The following is an 18,780-nucleotide window of genomic DNA, read 5'->3' on the forward strand; positions in this document are numbered from 1 at the left end:
GGGGTGATCACCCGCTCAAGAGATGAGAGGCGGGTAAGAAAGCGCATCCGTGAACTGTTACGCCGTCGCCCGGACTCCGTTACGCAGTTGACGGGTGAAGCGTGCGCGAACTCCGGTAGGGGGCCGCCGAGTCACTCATCTGAGCGCCGAACTCCCTTGCGTGGAGGCCGAGTTACTTCGACCCGGCGTTCTCCTTCACCGTGATCTTGCCCTTGCGGATGGTGGCGAGTCGCGGCGCCTTCTTCGCGATGGCGGAGTCGTGGGTGACCATGATGAAGGTCAGCCCGTGCTCCTTCCACATGCGCTCCAGTACGTCCATGATCTCGTCGCGCATCGACTCGTCGAGGTTTCCGGTGGGCTCGTCGGCGAGCAGCACCTTGGGCTGCTTGACGAGCGCGCGGGCGATGGCGACGCGCTGCTGCTGTCCTCCGGACATCTCGCCGGGGAGGTGGTTGGCCCGCTCGCCCAGGCCGACCGAGACCAGTGCCTCGGCGGCCCGTTCGCGGCGGATCTTCGCCTTCATTCCGAGCGGTACGAGGGCGGTCTCGACGTTCTCCTGGGCGGTGAGCGTCGGGATCAGGTTGAAGGACTGGAACACGAAGCCGATGTTCTCGCTGCGGACCTTGGTGAGCTTGGCCTCGGAGAGTTTCGCCAAGTCGATGCCGTCCAGGACGATTTCGCCTGCGGTGGGGCGGTCCAGGGCGCCGATCATCTGGAGCAGGGTGGACTTGCCGCCGCCGGTCGGGCCTTGGATGACCAGGCGGTCGCCGTCGCCGATGGTGAGGTCGATGCCGTCCAGGGCGTGGACGGTTTCCTTGCCTCGTGAGTAGAGCTTGGTGACGCCTCTTAGTTCGTACATAGTGCAACTCCTGGGGAAGTAAAGGGGGTTGGGGCCCGCCGTGGGACGGGCCCCGTTTCGCCGTCGGTCGTCTGCGGCGCCGTCGTGGCTGGTCGCGCCCGCGCGGCGGAGCCGCAAATTGACGCAGCCTCGCGCCCCTTCAGGGCGCTGCACCGCTGACCACCACGACGGACCCGTACCGGTGTTGGCTACTCGACTCTGCGCAGGGCGTCCGCCGGGCGGAGTCGGGACGCTCGCCAGCCGCCGAAGGCGCCGGCGATCAGGCCGCCGGCCACGGCGAGGCCTACCGCGAGGGCGATGGTGGTGGCGTTGACGGGCGCGGTGAGCGCGACGTCGAGGGTCTTGGCCGCGGCCTGTCGGCCGCCGCCGCCGAAGCCACCGCCGCCACCGCCGCCGGGGCCACCCGCTCCACCGCCACCGCCGCCGCCCGTGCTGCCGAGGGACGCCGACAGGGTCGGGCTGATCGCGGTCACGACGTACGCGCCCGCCAGGCCGAGCGCGATACCGAGGACACCGCCGACCAGACCGTTGACGACGGCCTCGCCGACCACCTGCCGGGTCACCCGGCCGGACTTCCAGCCGAGCGCCTTCAGCGTGCCGAACTCGCGCACCCGGCGCGAGACCGCGGAGGAGGTGAGCAGCCCGGCGACCAGGAACGCGGCGATCAGGACCGCGATCGACAGCCACTTGCCGACGCTGGTGGCGAGGGAGGAGGCGGTGGACAGGGACCCGGAGACGGTGTCGGCCAAGTCGGCGGACGTGGTGACCGTCGTACCCGAGACATTGCCCTGAATGGTCTTCTTGACGGCCGAGATCTGCTTGGAGTCGGACGCCTTGACGTAGATCGTGGTGACCTTGTTCTTGTCACCGCTCAGGGTCTGCGCCTGCGTCAGCGGGATGTACAGGTTGGCCGCCGCGTCACCGCTGGTCGCGGTGGCGATACCGATGACCTTGTACTTGACGCTCTTGATGGTGACGGTCGAACCGACCTTGAGCTTCTTCGTCTTGGCGTACGCCGAGTCGGCGACGACGACCTTGGAGTTGGCCTCGGCGGTGGTGAAGGTACGGCCGCTGGTGATCTTCGAGGAGGTCAGCGGGCCGAGCGCGGGCTTGGTGACGTCCGTGCCGTAGACCGAGTACGAGTTGATGTTGAAGTTGGCGCCACCACCGGTGACCGAGCCCTGGGGTGCGCCGGTGCCGCCACCGCGGTTGCCGCCCCCGGTACCGCTCCCCTGGTTCTGCTGGAACTGGCCGCGGGTGAACTGCCCGTCGACCTTGACGACGTTGAGGCTGAGCCCGCCGACGGCGTCGGAGACACCCTTCTGCCCCGCCACCTTGGTGACGGTGGTGGAGGCCAGGGTGGTGAAGCCCTGGACCATGACGCGGTCGCTGCTCTGCGTCTTGCTGTCGCCGTTGTTGTTGGCGTCGAACTGGAACCGCGGCTGCTGCGAGCCGCTCGCGGTGGGCGTGGCCGCCTTGGTGACGGTCATGTCCGTACCGAGTCCGTACAGCGACTGGAGGACCTTGTCCTGGGCCTTCCCCATGCCGGAGGACACGGAGTTGACCACGATGACCAGCGCAATGCCCAGTGCGAGGCCGGAGGCGACGACGAGGGCCGCTTTTCTGCGGCGGCGCAACTCGCGCCTCAGGTAGGTGAAGAACATGGCCCGCAAGCTAGGTACGGCGCGTGATGATGCCATAAGGCCGACATAAGAGAACGATGAGAAGGCTGTCCGTGGCCAAAGAATGAGCCCGCGCGGGGCTGTCAATGGGGTTGCGCTATATACCGTTCTACGGCGTTTACGGCGTCGGCGACGACCCGTTGCGGGTATCCGCGTTGCCGTACGCGATGTGCTGGTGTGATGATTTCAACCCGGACGGCACGGTGGTCCGCCAGACGTACGACTCCCGCGGCAACCGCACCTCGGCGACGGACTCCCAGGGCCACACCACCCACTTCACGTACGACGAGGCGGGCCACCTCACATCGGTGACGGACCCACTCGGCCAGACCACCACCGTCCACTGTGACCGCACCGGCCTCCCGCTGGAGATCACCGACCCGCTCGGCGGGGTCACCCGCTACGAACGTGACAGTTTCGGCAGAACTGCCACACTTTCAGATGCCCTGGGTGCTACGACGCGCCTGGAGTGGACGCCCGAGGGCCACCTGTCCCGCCGCACGGCACCGGACGGCACGACCGAGTCCTGGTCGTACGACGGAGAGGGCAACTGCACAAGCCACACAGACCCGTTGGGCGGCATCTCCCACTTCGTGTACACGCACTTCGACCTGTTGACGTCCCGCACGGGCCCGGACGGAGTGCGCCACGAGTTCACCCACGACACCGAACTGAACCTCATCCGGGTCACCAACCCACAAGGCCTGACCTGGAGTTACGACTACGACGCGGCCGGCCGCCTGATCACCGAGACGGACTTCGACGACCGCACCCTCACCTATGCCCTCGACGCGACGGGCCACCTGACCAGCCGCACGAACACCCTCGGCGAGACGATCGAGTTCGAGCGCAACGCACTGGGCCAGGTGACCCGCAAGAACGCGGCCGGCCAAGTCACCATCTACGCCTACGACATGACTGACGGCCTCGCACAGGCAACCGGCCCAGGCACCACCCTGACGATCCTGCGCGACCGCCACGGCAGGGTCCGCTCGGAGACGGTCGACGGCCGCGAACTGACGTACAGCTATGACGAGTTCGGCCGTCGCACCGGCCGTACGACCCCGACGGGCGGGACCACGACCTGGTCGGCACCCCCACAGAGCTCATCGACGAACAGGGCGACATCGCCTGGCACACCCGCACCACCCTCTGGGGCACAACAGCCTGGGCAGCAGACAGCACCACGTACACACCGCTCCGCTTCCCGGGCCAGTACTACGACCCCGAGACGGGGCTGCACTACAACTACTTCCGGCACTACGACCCCGAGACCGCTCGCTACCTCACCCCGGACCCCCTCGGTCTTGCACCTGCACCGAACCCGGGAACCTACATCCGCAACCCTCACGTCCTGACAGATGCTCTCGGGTTGGCGCCGGACGCATGTACAGACAGCCGAGACCCCTTCGATTTCCGATCCCCAAACCCGGCGCACCCTCCCAGCGAAACACTGACAGACGCCATGCGCGCAGCTCCGCGAGGATCTGAAATCGACTGTTCAGACATCGCTTCATTCATTTCAAATCGCTCCGGAGGCGAGGGAAGAATAGTCCATTACACGACCCACTCAGGCGGAGACATCATGATTCCCGAGCAGGGCGGGCGAATTGTGGAACAATACACTTTCCACGAGGTGTACACTGACGGCCGATACGCATATGACCCAACATTGAGCCTCGACCCCGTACCTCTAGGCGACTACGAGAGGGCCTTGAGACTCACGAATGAAGGGGAGAAAGTTATTCGAAATAACGGAGACTATAAAACGCCTCCACCATGGGGACGTAGATAATGAATCTTACAGGCGCCCAGACGGGTGGTTCCGGTCGACGCGAGAGGCTTAAGCGTGCGCTCGAAAAATTCGGAACGGTCGTATGGATGCGTTCACCCGTAGAGCGTCATCCGATCTACGGATACCGCCAGGTCTCCTTCGTTTCATGGCGTTACAATGCGCCGTCGGATCTCGTAAAGGAGAGTTTTGATTCATTGATTCACAGCACTTCCGTCCACCTTGCATGGCAGTTCAAGGTCGCACGAAACTGGACGATCGCGCCAGCTCGCCTTTTGACCGAGGCCGGCCCCACGGGAGAGAACTTCAATGAGGCAGCACTCTCCATCACAGAGCATGATCAGGACTTTTGCGCCCTTGCCGAAGAGGATCTGATGCAGATCCTACTTACCCTGGAGCAGGAACCGAGAGAATGAGTGATGTCACCGAACTGTAAGTCCCGGAGATAAGAGCATGTCGGCCGATGGAATGAATCCACTCGACCTCGACGAGATTGAGGAGATGTGCTCGGCCGCTACGCCAGGTCCCTGGTTCGTCAGGAACCTCGATGACGATCACGCCATGAATCTGGTGGCGGTCAGTACTGCCGAGGACACCGGACAGGGCGAGAGGTTGCCCAAGTTCGACCAAGGCGAATTGATCGCGGCGACGTTGGTACAGCAACCACGCTACGTGGACTGCGCCGACGGGCGCTGGGACGAGAACGCGGCGTTCATCGCCATGGCCAGAGAAGCAGTTCCCCAACTCGTCGAAGAGGTCAGGCGTCTTCGGCGACTGCTCGATCATGCGCATTGAGATTCTGGACGTTCTTGACAACGCGGAAGAGCCCCAAGGACCCCGCATCGCCTTCCGTAGCCCGCTCGGACAGGCCTGGGCCCGCTGGTGTGGGTCGGGGACGCCAAGGGGCGGCGACGCCGTAGATGTCGAGATCGATATCCCGGACGATGTCGTGCACTGGGTCCCCGCAGAGGGGCCGGACGCACTGCTGGCGGAAGCCGCGGAGGCACCGGTACGGATCAAGGGGGCCGTCGTCGCTGCCGCCGAGGACGCTGTGGTGTCGATCCGACTGGGTACGGACATCCTTCTCGTGGAGTTCGCGACCGCCGGGCATCCAGACGAACAGGACAGGCCGCCCGACAGGCCCTCGATCGGCAACCGCATCGAACTCTCGGTCCCTCACATCGACGTCTACCCATATTCCGTCTGAGCCGTCCGGACAAGGCCGATCAAAGGCAACCCAGCCCTGCACCCGCACAGGAGGACCTCCAGCCATGGCACCAGCCGAGCAGCACCACCTGACGGGCAAGGGACGCGCGGCGATCAAGGCGTTTCTGTGCGACCGGGGTGCCGATGGGATGCCCCATCCCGGTGGCACGTTGCTGGCCCATCTGGAGCGTGTTGAGGGTCTGTTGGCGGGCTGGGGAGCGGATGCCGTCGTCCAGACCGCGGGGCTGTGTCACGCGACGTACGGTACGGACGGCTTCGCACCGGCGCTGCTGCCCCTCTCCGAGCGGGCCACGCTCGTCGCGCTGGTCGGTGAACGGGCGGAGGCGTTGGTCTATCTCTACGCCGGCTGCGACCGCGGCGCGGTCTACCCTCGCGTCGACGGCACCACGGAGTTCGCGTTCCGGGACCGCTTCACCGGCCGGGAACTCAGCCCACCCGCCGACCAGTTGCGAGCGTTCCTGGAAATCACCGCCGCCAACGAACTCGACGTACTGGCACACAACCCGGAACTGACCGAGCGCTACGGCCCAGCCCTGCACGCCCTCCTCACCCGCGCGGGCACCCTGCTCTCCCCCGCCGCCCGCGAGGCCGTGGCCCGGCAACTGGCCTGAGCGCGGATCAGGTCAACAACCCCGTTCGGCAAGGCTGTTGAGTCCCTCCACCTCGCACCACACCGTCTTGCGATCCGCCCCCTGCTCCACACCCCACCTCCGCGCCAACGCGTCAAGCAACGCCATCCCCCGACCGTGTTCGTCCGTCGAGGCCGCCCGGAGCAGCAGTGGCAACGCCCTCGAATCCGGGTCGGTGACCTCGATGCGCGTGCGGCCGTCATCCGTGCCCAGGACTCTGACGGTCACCGGAGTTCCCTCGCCGACGTGGTCGATCACGTTCGTCACCAACTCCGTGGCGCAGAGGCGGACGTCGTAGGGGTGGTTGCGGAGGTGATGGCGCAGTTCCGGTACGGCCTTCGGGGTGGCGAGCAGGCGGAGTTCGAGGGTCACCGTTCCGCCGCCTTCCGCAGTGCGGCGGCGAGTTCGCGGGCGGTAGCGGTGTTGCAGTTCCCGAGCGCGACGAGGCCGGCGTACAGGATGTCCACGCCGAGGGAGGGGAGCGTGATGTCGTGCAGGGCGAGGGCGTCGCGGAGTTCCTCCACGCAGAGGGTTGTGTCGTAGGGGGTGGACATGAACGGGTGCCTCCTGTGCGCTCTGTGACGAACTCCTCACAGACTGGCGTTCCGCTGGCTACCGTAAAAGAGGTTTCGCGTTCGCGACCGGGGCTGCGGAGGAGGGCAAGTGGTGGCACGGGGCAAGGACATCGACGGGTCGATGAGCGTTCCGACCTTCTACGGCAAGGAGTTGAGGTGGAAGCGGGAGGAGGCGGGGCTGTCGTTGGAGGCGTTCCTGAAGGGCATCTACTACAGCAAGACGTACCTCAGCGACATCGAGCACGGTGAGCGAAGGATGCCGCTTGATCTGGCTCAGCATGCGGATCGGGTGTTGGGGACGGACGGGTTCTTCGAGCGGCATTGCGAGGATGTGCGGAAGGCGCGGAAGGGTGCCAACGCCGAGTACTTCGCCGATGTCCTGGAGTTGGAGGGGCACGCGAGAGAGGTCGAGGAGTGGGACCCGTCCCTGATTCCGGGCCCTCTCCAACTGCCGACATATGTCAGAGCCGTTGTCCTGGCGTCGCACCCGACGTACTCCGACGAGGCGGTGAAGGAGAAGATCGAGGCGCGGCGCAAGCGGGCTTGGCTCTTCGAGGATCAGGATGCACCCGAGAGCTGGCTCGTGCTCCACGAGGAGATCCTCAGGAACCCGATCCTCCCACCCGGCGATATGGCCGAACAACTCGCCCATATCGCAGAGGTGGCACGTAAGCACCGCCGGTCCATTCCGCAGATCCTTCTGCGGAACTCAGGAGCGCACCCCTTCATGATGGGCACGACCAGGTTCCTGACCTTTGCTGACGCCCCGCCGATCATGTACACGGAGGGGATGTACAGCGGCCAGTTGATCGATGATCCGGCGCTCGTGAGCCAGTACTCGAAGGCGTACGGTCGACTCAGGGCCGCCGCGCTCCCACCCGAGGCATCCCTGAAGCTCATCGAGCAAGCAGCAGAGGACTACCGAAATGGCAAACACTCGGATCGACTTGAGTGACGGGCTCTGGTTCAAGAGCAGCTACAGCAATGGCGACGGCGGCCACTGCGTAGAGATCGCCAGCGACTTCCCCGGCGCCGCCCTCTGGCGCAAGTCGAGCTACAGCAACGAAAGCGGCGGTAACTGCGTCGAGGTTGCCCACAACCTCCCCGGCCTCGTCCCCGTCCGCGACTCCAAGGCGGTCCCCCACGGCCCCGCCCTGATCCTCGCCGCCTCCGCCTGGGCGCCCTTCGTCGCCGCCCTGAAGACCCGCCGCTGACAATCAGCCGCCCACCCCTCCGGAAGCCCCCCGCAGAAGTGTGACACCAAGCGCCAAAGTGTCACACTTTCCCAAAGCGGGCCCCTCCCCCTCGGCTTCGAAGGTCAGAGCGCCGAGCCCGCCTTCGGCCGCGCTCAAGACGCCTGTTGACGAGTCGGGGTTGCTGCGGGCGCCGTAGCCGGTATCGTCGTCCGTGAAGAGGAACGAGCCCCCGCCACGGCCGGAATCCGTGACAGGGGCTCAGGCTCACTCAGGAGCCTTCGGAGGCCCCTAATATTGCTGGGGGCCTCCGGCTACCTGGTGATCCACCAGAGCCAACACCTCCTCACGTGCTTGGCCCACGATTCCGGCAACCGCCGGGTGAGCCGACACACAAGAGTCAGCCTTGGCTTGGCATGACGTCCCATGGGTACGCCTCCCTTTTCTCAGGGAGGCGGCCTTTTTTCGTACCCGGAACCGCCCCGCTTCGGGCCGGGCCCCGAGGGGACGGGACCCGGAACAAGGGAGGCGCACCCGAGGGCGCGTCATATGACGGATATTACCGGCAACTCGCATATGCCGTGGACCACTTGAGCCCGGCAACGAAAAGGCGGTCACCCCCAGTCAGGGGCAACCGCCTTCACGCGTAACGGAGTTGACCGGAGTCAACAGGTCGGGTCGGGTCAGGTCAGACCGCCGACCCCGCCTTCCACTGCGCCCAGTCCATGTTCCAGCCGTTGAGGCCGTTGTCCGGAGACACCGTCTTGTCACCCGTGTTGGAGATGACGACCACGTCGCCGACCATCGAGTTGTTGTAGAACCAGGCCGCCGGCATGTTCTTGTCGCCCGCGCCCTTCACGTCCTGGAGGCCCACGCAACCGTGGCTGGTGTTGACGCTGCCGAACACCGAGGGCGAGCCCCAGTAGTTGCCGTGGATGAACGTGCCGGAGCTGGTCAGGCGGATGGCGTGGGGGACGTCCTTGATGTCGTACTCGCCCTTGCCGTCGTCGTCCGTGAAACCGACCGTCGCGCCGTTCATACGGGTCTGCGTGAACTTCTCGGACATGACCATCTGGCCGTTGTACGTGGTGTGTTCGGGGGACCCGGCCGAGATCGGGATCGTCTTGACGACCTTGCCGTCCTGCTCGACCTTCATCTGCTTGGTCTTCGCGTCGACGTACGAGACCTGGTTGCGGCCGATGTGGAAGGTGACCGTCTTCTGCTGCACGCCGTAGACCCCGGAGGCGCCCTCCACGCCGTCGAGCGCGAGCTTCAGCGTGACGGTGGAGTTCTCCTTCCAGTACTCGTCCGGGCGGCAGTCCATGCGCTGGGTGTTGAACCAGTGGCAGACGACTTCCTGGCCGCCGGTGGAGGTGACCGTGATGCCCTTCTGGACGGCGGCCTTGTTGGTGATCGCCTTGTTGAAGTTGATCGACACCGGCATGCCGACGCCGACCGTCGAACCGTCCTCGGGCGTGAAGTTCCCTATGAAGCTGTTGGCCGGGGAGACCGTGGTGAAGGAGGCGTTCTCGTGGGCGGCGAGCCCGGCGGAGTCCTTCGCGGTGGCCGCGACCTTGTACGTGGTCGAGCGGTCCAGCTGCGCGCTGGGCTTCCAGCTGAGCTTGTCGGCGGCGATGGTGCCCGCGACGGCCTTGCCGTCCGCGGTCGTCATCGTCACGGCCGTGAGCGTGCCCTTGCTGACCTTCACCGTGGCCGAGTTGTTGATGGAGGCGTTGTCCGAGCCGTCCGCCGGCGTGATCTTGATCTGCGCCTCGGAGGACTTCTTCGCGGCCGCCTCGTCGGCCTTGGACTGCGAGCTCTGGCTCGAATCGCTCCCGGACGACTTGTCGTCGCTGCCGGAACACGCCGTGAGCACGAGCACACCGCCGAGCAGTGCGGACGCGGCCACAAGACCCTTGCGCCGCTTACTGTCCGTCATCACACGTTTCTCCATCGTTGCCGAATCCCCGAAAACCCCGAGCGCCCCGTTAACCAGTTTCTTAAGAAACCAACGCTACGACTGGTGCGTCCCGTTCCGCTTGTCGCCCACATGTGGGGCACACCACGTCCACCGTGGCCCTCGGAACCGTATGAGACGAAGAAACCCCGGGCAGCGGTTGCCGCCCGGGGTCACATTCTCCCGCGCACAGCTCAGCCGACCACTGCCGCCTCGTCCGCTTCCTCATCGCCGTCGACATCATCCTCGTCGATGTCCCAATCCGGCGAATCCGGGTCGTAGTCGATCTCCTCACTGCTCCACGAGGCCTGGGCCAGCTCGACCCCGGGCATCTCACTGACCAGGTCGAACGGGTCCACGAGATAGGCGAGCGCCTCGGCGGTGTCTTCCGTCACAGCGGTCTCGGCGTGCCCGCGCTCGTCGCCGGGCAGCTCGGGATCCTCGGCGATCTTGGCCAGCGCGGCCTTGGTCACGGCGTCCTCGTTCTCCACTTCAAGAACGAGTTCGACACGAAGGCGTACAAAACGTGATGTCTCTGGGGTGCTCATGCCGGGAGCGTACGGCCCACAGCTCCCGTGACTTTCCCGCGACCCGCACAGTTCATTAGCATCGCTCCACACGGCCAATTCGCCAGCGCCACAAGGGGATCGATATTCCGTGTCAACCGCTCGCCGAACGATGCTGACCGCCACCGCCGCGGGCACCCTGCTGGGCGCCCTCTGGTTCGTCCCCTCCGCCAACGCGACGGTGACCGACCAGGCCAGAGTGGAGACTTCGGCGACCCCGACTTCCCAGGTCACCCAGCAGGCCCGGGTCACCTCGACGGCCGTCACCGCCACCGCCCACGACACCCAACTCGCCGACACCGGCAGCCCGAACACCACGCCGTACATCGTCGGCGGCACGGTGTTCCTCGGCCTCGGCGCCGGTTTCGTGGCCTATTCGGTACGACGGGAACGCCTCGGCTTTTAACTTGCTTGACGACTCTTTGACCCAAGCTTCATAGTCCGCTCATGAAGAGATCATCGGGCATACGGCTGTGCGTCACCGTCGCGGTGGGCGCACTGTCGCTGGCCCTCATCACCGGCTGCTCCGACGGCGGTTCGGACAAGGCCGAGAGCAACACCGAGAACGCCGCGCAGGGTTCCGGGAAGAACACCGCCAAGGCGCTCACCGCCGCCGAGTTGAAGAAGCTGATCCTCGCGAAGAGTGATCTCGCCGGCTACGAGATCGCGCCGGTCGACAAGTCGGTCCCGGCCGCCAAGACCGCTGTCACCGTCGACAAGCAGCAGTGCGAGCCGCTGGCTTGGGCCATGTCCGCGCAGGCGCCGGGTGACGCCGCCTCGGCCACCAACGAGACGGCCACCGAGACGAAGAAGGCCTCCGCCTCTCCCTCCAAGTCCGTGGAGGACATGACCGAGAAGGAGATGGAGGACGCGTTCAACGCCTCGCTGGACCACCCGGTCACCCTCATCGGACTGTCCTCGTACGACGGCGACGGCGCGGAGAAAGCCTTCAAGTCCGTCTCCGACGGGGTGAAGAGCTGCTCCGGCGGCTTCGCCCTCACCGTGGGCAAGGACACCCAGAAGTACACCGGGGTCGTCGCCGAGAAGGCCTCCGACAGCGGTGACGAATCGGTGGCGTTCGGCGCGAGCAGCGTCATGGAGGACACCGGCGGCCAGAAGGGCACCGTGCACACCGAGGTGGTACGCCACGGCAACAGCCTCGTCACGTACTACACGGTCAACATCGGTGCCCTGATCGCGAACAAGGCCTACACCGTGCCGTCCGCCGTGATCGACGCCCAGTCCGCCAAGCTGAAGTGACGTACGGGGCCCGGCCGTTGCCATGGCTGGGCCCCAACTGCCTTACCTCAACGGCCCGGTGACCTTCTCCACGGCCTCGACCACGTGCCCGCCCCGCACGAACGCGTCCGCCGCGGCCAGGTCGGGAGACAGGAACCGGTCCGGCCCCGGACCCTCGACTCCCGCCGCCCGTACGGCGTCGATGACCGCCTGCGAGGCCGGCGCCGGGGCAAGGCCCTCGCGCAGCTCGACGGCGCGCGTCGCGGCGTACAGCTCGACGGCGATGATCCGGGTGAGGTTGTCGACGGCGGTGCGCAGCTTGCGCGCGGCCGACCAGCCCATGGAGACGTGGTCCTCCTGCATCGCGGAGGACGGGATCGAGTCGGCGGACGCCGGTACGGCGAGCCGCTTCATCTCGCTGACCAGCGCGGCCTGCGTGTACTGGGCGATCATCAGCCCGGAGTCGACACCGGCGTCGTCCGCGAGGAACGGCGGCAGCCCGTGCGAGCGGTTCTTGTCGAGCAGCCGGTCGGTACGGCGCTCGGCGATCGAACCGAGGTCGGCGATGGCGATGGCGAGGAAGTCGAGGACGTAAGCCACGGGCGCGCCATGGAAGTTGCCGTTGGACTCGACCCGACCGTCGGGCAGCACAACGGGGTTGTCGACGGCCGACGCCAACTCCCGCTCGGCGACGAGCCGTGCGTGCGCGATCGTGTCGCGTCCGGCGCCGGCGACCTGCGGAGCGCACCGCACCGAGTAGGCGTCCTGGACTCGGGGTGCGCCGTCCTGGTGGTGCCCGGTCAGCTCCGAACCGGCAAGCACGGCAAGCATGTTGGCGGCGCTGGCGCCCTGCCCGGGGTGCGGGCGGATGGCGTGCAGCTCGGGCGCGAGCACCTTGTCGGTGCCGAGCAGCGCCTCCAGGGAGAGGGCTGCCGTGACGTCGGCGGACTTGTACAGCATGTCGAGGTCGGCGAGGGCCATGACCAGCATGCCGAGCATGCCGTCGGTGCCGTTGAGAAGGGCGAGGCCCTCCTTCTCTCGCAGTTCGACCGGCGCGATCCCCGCTTCCGCGAGCAGCTCACCGGCGGGCCGTACGACCCCGTCCGGGCCCTCGGCGTCGCCCTCGCCCATGAGGGTCAACGCGCAGTGGGAGAGCGGCGCGAGGTCGCCGGAGCAGCCGAGGGAGCCGTACTCGTGGACGACGGGGGTGATCCCGGCGTTCAGCACGTCGGCCATGGTCTGCGCGACCTCGGGCCGCACACCGGTGTGCCCCGAGCAGACGGTCTTGAGCCGCAGGAACATCAGCGCGCGCACGACCTCCCGCTCCACCCGCGGCCCCATCCCGGCGGCGTGCGAACGAACGATGTTGCGCTGCAACTGTGCCCGCAGTTCCGGGCTGATGTGCCGGGACGCCAGCGCCCCGAACCCGGTGCTCACCCCGTACACGGGCTCCGGCTTGGCGGCCAGCGCGTCCACGATCTCCCGCGCCGCGGCGAGCGCCGCGACGGCCTCACCGGAAAGCTCGATCCGGGCGCCCCCACGCGCCACGGCGAGAACGTCGGACGCGGTGACCCCGGACGTCCCCACCACCACAGTGTGCATATCCATATTCAGGAGCGTACGCATTGAATGCAGCGGTGTCACTACCGGGTAGCCACTTAGACCCTTACAGGTAGGTCACGCCCTACGGCCCCGGAACCGCCGCCGCTCCGCCGGCATCTCCGGCGTCGGCGAGTCCGCGAGCCGTACCACCGGATCGTCGGGGCCGTCCCGCCCGGCGACCACCGGCTTGTCGGCGCGGAGGGCCTTCGCGCGGTACTGGGCCGCGTCCGCCAGCCGGAACAACCGCCGACCGGAACGGACCGCCCCGATCGGATCCTCGGTCGACGCCACCCCGCACGCGACACCTTCACCCAGCTCCAACTCGGCCGCCCTGCGGCACAGTTCGACCGCCGCGTCGACCACTTCATCGGCGGGCGGCCCGACCGCGAGCAGACAGAACTCGTCGCCGCCGAGCCGCGCCGCGAGCGCGCCCGGCAGCATCGCCCCGCACAGCGACAGCACCGAACCGAAGCGCTCAAGCAGCCGGTCCCCCACGGCATGCCCCCGGGTGTCGTTGACACGCTTGAGCCCGTTGAGGTCGCAGACGACGAGGCTGACCACGACCCCGTCACGCCGGTGCCGTTCGATCGCCTCGTCCAGTCGCACGTCGACGGCACGGCGGTTGGCGAGACCCGTGAGCGCGTCCGTGAAGGCGAGCCGCCGGGCCTCCTCCAGCCGCTCGGTCTGCGCGATCCCGGCCGCGACGACGGAGGCCAGGACCGTGGCGAAGTCGGCGTCACCCCGGTCGAAGACCGGCGCACCGACAGGCCGCGCCACATACAGCTCGCCCCACGCCCGCCCGTGCAGGACGATCGGGGCGACGACACAGCATCCGCGCCTACGACGCCGTAGGGCGGCCACCCGCTGGTGGCAGTAGCCGGGGCTGCCCGCGGCCGGGCCCTCGGCGGTCTCGACCCAGGCGTTGGGCTCGCCGCCACCGGCCCAGCGTTCGTGCAGGAACTCGGTGATCTCGGGGAACTGGTGCACCGGATAGGTCTCCCCGTCCGGGAACTCCTCCTCGCCCTCGGCCCGCTCCCCCACGTTCACCAGGACCCGCAGCCGCCCCAGCTCCCGCTCCCACACCGACAGCGCGGCGAAACTCCCGTCCAGCGCCCGGCACGCCCCGGCCGCCGCCGCCCGCCAGGACTCACGAGGGGTGTGTGCCGCCGCCATCCCCTGCGCCAGCTCCACCACGGCCGCCAACCGCCTGTCCTCACCCATCACTCCAGGCTAGGGACATCAGGGACATAAAGGGATGTCAATGCGGCGAACGGGTACCTCCGGCGGCAGACCTCACCGGGTGCGGGACGAGCCGTAGACCCTTCGGGCCGGGGATCGGTTCCCTGACCGACACACCGACCCTCAGGCCGGGCGGAATCCCGAGCCGCCAGCGGGCGCCGACCGCCGCCATCGTGGCCAGGATCGCGGCGCAGGCGAAGTTGTCGCCGACGCACTTGAACCGGCCGCCGCCGAACGGCACGAACGCGTGCCGCACCGGCTCCCACCCGCTGTCCGGCAGCCACCGCTCCGGGGAGAACACCTTCGGATGCGGGAAGAGCCGCGGATCGGTGTGCAGGGAGTGCATGCTGTACGCGGTGTCGGTGCCGCTCGGCAGCATCACCCCGCCCAACTCCACTGCCGCCACGGTGCGTTGGGTCACCAGTTGCACCGAGTGCAGCCGCATCGCCTCGAACATCACCGCCCGCGTGTACGGCATCGCGCCGTCCAGGTCCGCCAGGGTCGGGGCCCGGTCCAGGGCGGCGATCTCGGCGAGCACCCGCTCCTCCGCCCCCGGCCGCAGCGCCAGCCGGAACCACGTCCAGGCCAGCATGGTCGGCACGTTGGCCGCGCCGCCGACCAGCAGGGCGATGATCTCGTCGCACACCAGGTCGTGGTCGAGCGGCCGACCGGTGTCCGGATCGCGCGCCGCCAGCAGACACGCCACCACGTCACCCGCGGCCCCGTCCACCGGCTCCCGGTCGCGGCAGGCCTCCAGCGCCTCGCCCACCACGGCCCGCATCCGGGCCATCGCCTCGTCCCCGCGCCGCACGAAGGGCAGCGGCAGCCGATCCACCACCTCGGGCATCATCGGGCGTTCGACGGCCGCCTTCTCGATCACCGGCAGGACCCGGACCACCTGGTCGAGGACCCGGTCGGTCATACGCCCGGAGAAGACCGTCTCGGCCATCACCGCCACGGACAGGGCCTTCATCTCGTGCAGCACGTCCACCGGGCGCCCTTCCTCCCAGCCGGCGCACGTCCGCTCGGCCTGCCGGTGGATCGCCGTCAGGTACCGCTCGATGTGCGCCACCGTGAACGCCTTCCGCACGGTCCTGCGCTGCCGGTGGTACAGCTCCCCGTCCGAGGTGATCAGGCCGTTGCCCAGCAGGGTCGCCAGCCGCTGGAACTGCCTGCCCCGCCCGAAGCTGCGCCCCTTGGAGGACTGCACCTGGTGCACCAGCGCGGGGTCGGTCACGACGTAGACCGGCGCGGTTCCCAGCCGGACCCGGACCAACGGCCCCTCCCGCCGCAGCGATTCGAGGAACCCCAGCCGGTCGCCGACGAGGTGGTGCAGATGCCCGATGCCGGGCAGGGCGCCCGGTGCGGTGGGTACGTCGTCGACGGTCGGCACAGGGCAGCCCCCTTCGGTCGCGGACGGTGCTCACCCCGTGGTCCGGGTGCCCCGACCTCGTACCGACAGCAGTGTCCTCGTCGTCCGGCCGGCCGGACAGGGCGCCAACTGCCCAGCCCAGCGCCCCTGTCGTGCTCCCGCACGCGCCCTTACGGGCCGCCCTCTCGGCGGCCGACCATGGTGGCCGTCGGATCCGCCCGGACCTCTCCGACCGGACCTCCGAGCCGAGGAGCGCCGCATGTCCGCACCGGCCCCCGTCACCCCGCCGCCGTCCGCCACTGAGGCGCTGCCGATCCTGGGGCACGCGCTGCCGATGTGGCGCGACCCCATGCCGTTCCTGCTGCGCCAGCACACCCGAGCGCCCGTGGTGCGACTACGTCTCGGCCCCAAACCCGTCCACCTCCTCACCGATCCCGATCTGGTGCGCAGGGCGCTGGTCACCGAACCCCAACGCTTCGACAAGGGCGGCCCGTTCGTGGACGCCGCCCGCACCCTGATCGGCGACGGCCTGGGCACCTGCTCCGCCGCCGACCACCGCCACCAACGCCCGCTGATGAACCAGGCGTTCCGTCCGGCCCGCGTCACCGGCTATACGGCCGCGATGGTCGACTGCGCCCGCGAGACGGTCGCCTCGTGGGCGCCGGGCCAGATCGTGGACGTGTGCCGGGAGATGCGCCGCCTGGCCTGCCGGGCCCTGACCCGCACCCTGTTCTCGGACCCGGCCCAACTGCGGCTCACCGCCGAGATCGAGGAGGCGTACACCGTCCTGATGCCCGGCATGTGGTGGCAGATGGTGATCCCCTTCGGGCTGGTGCACCGCGTTCCGCTGCCGGCCAACCGCCGCTTCGAGCGGGCCCGGGTCACCGCCCGGTCCCTGATCGCGCGGATGGTCGCGGCGTACCGTGCCCGCGGCGCGGACCTGAGCGACGGGCTGTCCCTGATCATGGCCGCCCGGGACGACCAGGGGCGGGCCTTCACCGACGAGGAGGTGTGCGACCAGATCGCCACCCTCATGATCGGCGGCATCCCCGCCACCGCCGACCTGCTCTCCTGGACGTTCGCCGTCCTGTCCGGGGACAGGGCACTGGAGCAGAGCCTGCACGACGAGGTCGACACCGTGCTGCCGGGCCGCGCTCCCGTCCACGACGACATCCCCGCCCTGCCCCTGCTGGGCCGGACCCTGACCGAGACCCTGCGCCTGTACCCGTCGGTCTCGGTCCTCAGCCGCAGGGTCACCGGGGACGTCGACCTCGGCGGCACCCGGCTGCACTCCGGGGACGAGGTCATGTTCAGCCCGTACTGCCTGCACCGGGACGCGGAGCGTTTCCCCGACCCGGAACGCTTCGACCCGGACCGCTGGCTGCCCGGCAGGGTCGGCCGCGAACAGCGCGAGGCGTTCATCCCGTTCGGGGCGGGCACCCGCAAGTGCATCGGCGACGCGTACGGCATGGCCGAGGCGACCCTGGCCGCCGCGCACATCCTGTCCAGGGTGCGCCTGGCCAAGGTCCCCGGCACCCACGGTCCGCGGCCGATGCTGCGGATGACGCTGTCCCCGGTCCCGCTGAACCTGACGGTGGAGCCGCGCGCCACGAGGGCCACGGCGGCCGAACAGGCGGAGAACCGGCAGGAGTTGAGGTTGAGGGTGCCGACCAGCCCGCAGGAGGAGCCCGTTGATGAAGCCGGCGAACCCGCGGCCGACTGAACACCGGCTCGCCGTACCGGAGTTGTGGTGTCCCGTACCCCCGGCCCGGCACCCCGAGGAAACGGAGATCACCGAGCGGACGATCGCCTGGATGCGCCGCTACGGCTACATCACCACCCCCGCCGACGAAGTCGCCGCGCGCGCCGTGCAGTTCGGCGAACTCGGGGCGCTGACCCATCCGCACGGCAGCCTGGAGGGCGCCGTTCTCGCGGCGCAGCTGATGGTGTGGCTCTTCCTCCAGGACGACCGCTTCGCCGAACAGGCCCCCGCGCAGGGCCGGATGGAAGACCTGGCCGACCACATCCTGTGGTCGCAGCGGGTGTTGCAGGGCGCGCGGGACCCGGTACCGGAGCCCTACCTGGAAGCCTTGATGGACCTGCGCACCAGGCTGACCCGTATGGCAGCCCACCACGAACAGGTCGAGCGGATCGCCGACGGCTTCAACCGCTACCTGGGCGCCGCGGCGGCGGAGGCGATCTACCGCACCAAGGGCATCGTGCCGGACCTGGACCAGTACCTACGCCTGCGCGAGTCCACGATCCTGATGCGGGGCATGTGCTTCGTCGTCATCGAACTCGCCGAGGACTGCTACCTGCCGGGCCCCCTCTGGGCCCGCCCCGACGTCCGCGCCTGCGAACAGGCCGCCGCACGCGCCGTCGCGTACACCAACGACATCATCTCGGGCGTACGCGAACTGCACTGGCCGAACCACACCAACCTGATCACCGTCCTGGCACAGCACTCCCGCTGCCCCCTCCAGGACGCGCTGGACAGAGCCGTCCGCATGTACGAGCGCCAGATCACCCTGTACGACCACCTGTCCCGCTCCCTCCTGGCAGAGGGCGACACGAGACTGACCCGGTACGTCCGCGGGATGGGGGCATGGATCCGGGGCAACGTGGACTGGTCGATGACCTGCGGGCGCTATCACGTGACGACGCCGGGGCGGGGTGGGGGCGGGCCGGGGTTGTTCGAGGGGTGAACGGGGCTGGTTCGAGGGATGAGCAGGGCCGGTTCGAGGGGTGAACGGGCGCATCTCATCAACACGGCCAGCCGCAACTCCCCAGGGACGCGGGGCTGTATCGATATGCGGCTCCGCCGCGCGGGCGCGACCAGCCACAACGC

General features: G+C 68.2%; 19 protein-coding genes and 1 pseudogene. 11 read left to right on the forward strand and 9 right to left on the reverse strand.

Annotated elements, in window-relative coordinates; all coding sequences use genetic code 11:
• Positions 1-172: 172 nt before the first annotated feature.
• On the reverse strand, positions 173-859 hold the full coding sequence (locus tag OG194_RS16940; RefSeq protein WP_327401690.1) for an ABC transporter ATP-binding protein: 687 nt from the start codon (positions 857-859) through the stop codon (positions 173-175).
• Between the two features lie 188 nt (positions 860-1,047).
• Positions 1,048-2,523, reverse strand: coding sequence for an ABC transporter permease (locus OG194_RS16945; RefSeq protein ID WP_327401691.1), 1,476 nt, complete (start codon positions 2,521-2,523; stop codon positions 1,048-1,050).
• A gap of 209 nt (positions 2,524-2,732) precedes the next feature.
• Between OG194_RS16945 and OG194_RS16950 the strand changes: the two are divergent.
• The 5 genes and pseudogenes from OG194_RS16950 to OG194_RS16970 form a co-directional block, all read left to right on the forward strand.
• Positions 2,733-3,922, forward strand: a pseudogene (locus OG194_RS16950) (RHS repeat-associated core domain-containing protein); the annotation flags it as partial.
• Between the two features lie 500 nt (positions 3,923-4,422).
• Positions 4,423-4,749 carry a hypothetical protein gene (locus OG194_RS16955; RefSeq protein WP_327401692.1) on the forward strand — a complete coding sequence of 109 codons (327 nt, stop codon included), beginning with the start codon at positions 4,423-4,425 and terminating at the stop codon, positions 4,747-4,749.
• A gap of 37 nt (positions 4,750-4,786) precedes the next feature.
• A complete protein-coding gene (locus OG194_RS16960) occupies positions 4,787-5,128 on the forward strand; it encodes a hypothetical protein (RefSeq protein WP_327401693.1) in 342 nt (113 codons plus the stop codon).
• Complete coding sequence (locus OG194_RS16965; RefSeq protein WP_327401694.1) at positions 5,118-5,540, forward strand: hypothetical protein; 423 nt, start codon at positions 5,118-5,120, stop codon at positions 5,538-5,540. The genes OG194_RS16960 and OG194_RS16965 overlap by 11 nt, the downstream gene beginning before the upstream one ends.
• A 64-nt stretch (positions 5,541-5,604) precedes the next feature.
• Positions 5,605-6,171: a DUF6817 domain-containing protein gene (locus OG194_RS16970; RefSeq protein ID WP_327401695.1), complete on the forward strand. Its 567-nt coding sequence runs from the start codon at positions 5,605-5,607 to the stop codon at positions 6,169-6,171.
• A gap of 12 nt (positions 6,172-6,183) precedes the next feature.
• Here OG194_RS16970 and OG194_RS16975 read toward each other — a convergent pair whose 3' ends face one another.
• Both OG194_RS16975 and OG194_RS16980 read right to left on the reverse strand, forming a co-directional pair.
• Positions 6,184-6,561 (reverse strand): ATP-binding protein, encoded by a 378-nt coding sequence (locus OG194_RS16975; protein WP_327401696.1) that lies wholly within the window; start codon positions 6,559-6,561, stop codon positions 6,184-6,186.
• Positions 6,558-6,743: a hypothetical protein gene (locus OG194_RS16980; RefSeq protein WP_033280244.1), complete on the reverse strand. Its 186-nt coding sequence runs from the start codon at positions 6,741-6,743 to the stop codon at positions 6,558-6,560. The genes OG194_RS16975 and OG194_RS16980 overlap by 4 nt, the downstream gene beginning before the upstream one ends.
• 112 nt (positions 6,744-6,855) lie before the next feature.
• Between OG194_RS16980 and OG194_RS16985 the strand changes: the two genes are divergently transcribed.
• Entirely contained in the window at positions 6,856-7,719 is an 864-nt protein-coding gene (locus OG194_RS16985) for a helix-turn-helix domain-containing protein (RefSeq protein WP_327401698.1), read from the forward strand.
• Positions 7,691-7,978, forward strand: a complete 288-nt coding sequence (locus OG194_RS16990; protein ID WP_327401699.1) for a DUF397 domain-containing protein — start codon at positions 7,691-7,693, stop codon at positions 7,976-7,978. Before OG194_RS16985 ends, OG194_RS16990 begins: the two co-directional genes overlap by 29 nt.
• 667 nt (positions 7,979-8,645) lie before the next feature.
• Here OG194_RS16990 and OG194_RS16995 read toward each other — a convergent pair.
• Complete coding sequence (locus tag OG194_RS16995) at positions 8,646-9,896, reverse strand: L,D-transpeptidase (protein ID WP_327401700.1); 1,251 nt, start codon at positions 9,894-9,896, stop codon at positions 8,646-8,648.
• Positions 9,897-10,108: 212 nt separating this feature from the next.
• Positions 10,109-10,462 (reverse strand): hypothetical protein, encoded by a 354-nt coding sequence (locus OG194_RS17000; protein ID WP_327401701.1) that lies wholly within the window; start codon positions 10,460-10,462, stop codon positions 10,109-10,111.
• 130 nt (positions 10,463-10,592) lie between these two features.
• Here OG194_RS17000 and OG194_RS17005 point away from each other — a divergent pair, with 130 nt between their 5' ends.
• Positions 10,593-10,886, forward strand: coding sequence for an LAETG motif-containing sortase-dependent surface protein (locus tag OG194_RS17005; RefSeq protein ID WP_327407103.1), 294 nt, complete (start codon positions 10,593-10,595; stop codon positions 10,884-10,886).
• Between the two features lie 41 nt (positions 10,887-10,927).
• Entirely contained in the window at positions 10,928-11,740 is an 813-nt protein-coding gene (locus OG194_RS17010; protein WP_327401702.1) for a hypothetical protein, read from the forward strand.
• A 42-nt stretch (positions 11,741-11,782) separates the two neighbouring features.
• Here OG194_RS17010 and hutH read toward each other — a convergent pair whose 3' ends face one another.
• The 3 genes from hutH to OG194_RS17025 form a co-directional block, all read right to left on the reverse strand.
• Positions 11,783-13,321 carry a histidine ammonia-lyase gene (hutH, locus tag OG194_RS17015; protein WP_327407104.1) on the reverse strand — a complete coding sequence of 513 codons (1,539 nt, stop codon included), beginning with the start codon at positions 13,319-13,321 and terminating at the stop codon, positions 11,783-11,785.
• 75 nt (positions 13,322-13,396) lie between these two features.
• The gene (locus OG194_RS17020) at positions 13,397-14,542 is read right to left on the reverse strand and encodes a GGDEF domain-containing protein (RefSeq protein WP_327401703.1); all 1,146 of its coding nucleotides are present in this window, start codon (positions 14,540-14,542) and stop codon (positions 13,397-13,399) included.
• Between the two features lie 37 nt (positions 14,543-14,579).
• Entirely contained in the window at positions 14,580-15,953 is a 1,374-nt protein-coding gene (locus tag OG194_RS17025; RefSeq protein WP_327401704.1) for a cytochrome P450, read from the reverse strand.
• A gap of 238 nt (positions 15,954-16,191) precedes the next feature.
• Between OG194_RS17025 and OG194_RS17030 the strand changes: the two genes are divergently transcribed.
• Both OG194_RS17030 and OG194_RS17035 read left to right on the forward strand, forming a co-directional pair.
• Entirely contained in the window at positions 16,192-17,655 is a 1,464-nt protein-coding gene (locus tag OG194_RS17030; RefSeq protein WP_327401705.1) for a cytochrome P450, read from the forward strand.
• A complete protein-coding gene (locus tag OG194_RS17035; protein ID WP_327401706.1) occupies positions 17,627-18,637 on the forward strand; it encodes a terpene synthase family protein in 1,011 nt (336 codons plus the stop codon). The genes OG194_RS17030 and OG194_RS17035 overlap by 29 nt, the downstream gene beginning before the upstream one ends.
• Positions 18,638-18,780 lie beyond the last annotated feature (143 nt).

Origin of the sequence: Streptomyces sp. NBC_01288, from assembly GCF_035982055.1 — a bacterium.
Classification (GTDB): domain Bacteria; phylum Actinomycetota; class Actinomycetes; order Streptomycetales; family Streptomycetaceae; genus Streptomyces.

Excerpts from the sequence above, each read along its gene's own strand:
- OG194_RS16940 (WP_327401690.1), bottom strand. The coding sequence starts at position 859 with ATGTACGAACTAAGAGGCGTCACCAAGCTCTACTCACGAGGCAAGGAA.
- OG194_RS16945 (WP_327401691.1), bottom strand. The coding sequence starts at position 2,523 with ATGTTCTTCACCTACCTGAGGCGCGAGTTGCGCCGCCGCAGAAAAGCG.
- OG194_RS16955 (WP_327401692.1), top strand. The coding sequence starts at position 4,423 with ATGCGTTCACCCGTAGAGCGTCATCCGATCTACGGATACCGCCAGGTC.
- OG194_RS16960 (WP_327401693.1), top strand. The coding sequence starts at position 4,787 with ATGTCGGCCGATGGAATGAATCCACTCGACCTCGACGAGATTGAGGAG.
- OG194_RS16965 (WP_327401694.1), top strand. The coding sequence starts at position 5,118 with ATGCGCATTGAGATTCTGGACGTTCTTGACAACGCGGAAGAGCCCCAA.
- OG194_RS16970 (WP_327401695.1), top strand. The coding sequence starts at position 5,605 with ATGGCACCAGCCGAGCAGCACCACCTGACGGGCAAGGGACGCGCGGCG.
- OG194_RS16980 (WP_033280244.1), bottom strand. The coding sequence starts at position 6,743 with ATGTCCACCCCCTACGACACAACCCTCTGCGTGGAGGAACTCCGCGAC.
- OG194_RS16990 (WP_327401699.1), top strand. The coding sequence starts at position 7,691 with ATGGCAAACACTCGGATCGACTTGAGTGACGGGCTCTGGTTCAAGAGC.
- OG194_RS16995 (WP_327401700.1), bottom strand. The coding sequence starts at position 9,896 with ATGACGGACAGTAAGCGGCGCAAGGGTCTTGTGGCCGCGTCCGCACTG.
- OG194_RS17000 (WP_327401701.1), bottom strand. The coding sequence starts at position 10,462 with ATGAGCACCCCAGAGACATCACGTTTTGTACGCCTTCGTGTCGAACTC.
- OG194_RS17005 (WP_327407103.1), top strand. The coding sequence starts at position 10,593 with ATGCTGACCGCCACCGCCGCGGGCACCCTGCTGGGCGCCCTCTGGTTC.
- OG194_RS17010 (WP_327401702.1), top strand. The coding sequence starts at position 10,928 with ATGAAGAGATCATCGGGCATACGGCTGTGCGTCACCGTCGCGGTGGGC.
- hutH (WP_327407104.1), bottom strand. The coding sequence starts at position 13,321 with ATGCACACTGTGGTGGTGGGGACGTCCGGGGTCACCGCGTCCGACGTT.
- OG194_RS17020 (WP_327401703.1), bottom strand. The coding sequence starts at position 14,542 with ATGGGTGAGGACAGGCGGTTGGCGGCCGTGGTGGAGCTGGCGCAGGGG.
- OG194_RS17030 (WP_327401705.1), top strand. The coding sequence starts at position 16,192 with ATGTCCGCACCGGCCCCCGTCACCCCGCCGCCGTCCGCCACTGAGGCG.
- OG194_RS17035 (WP_327401706.1), top strand. The coding sequence starts at position 17,627 with ATGAAGCCGGCGAACCCGCGGCCGACTGAACACCGGCTCGCCGTACCG.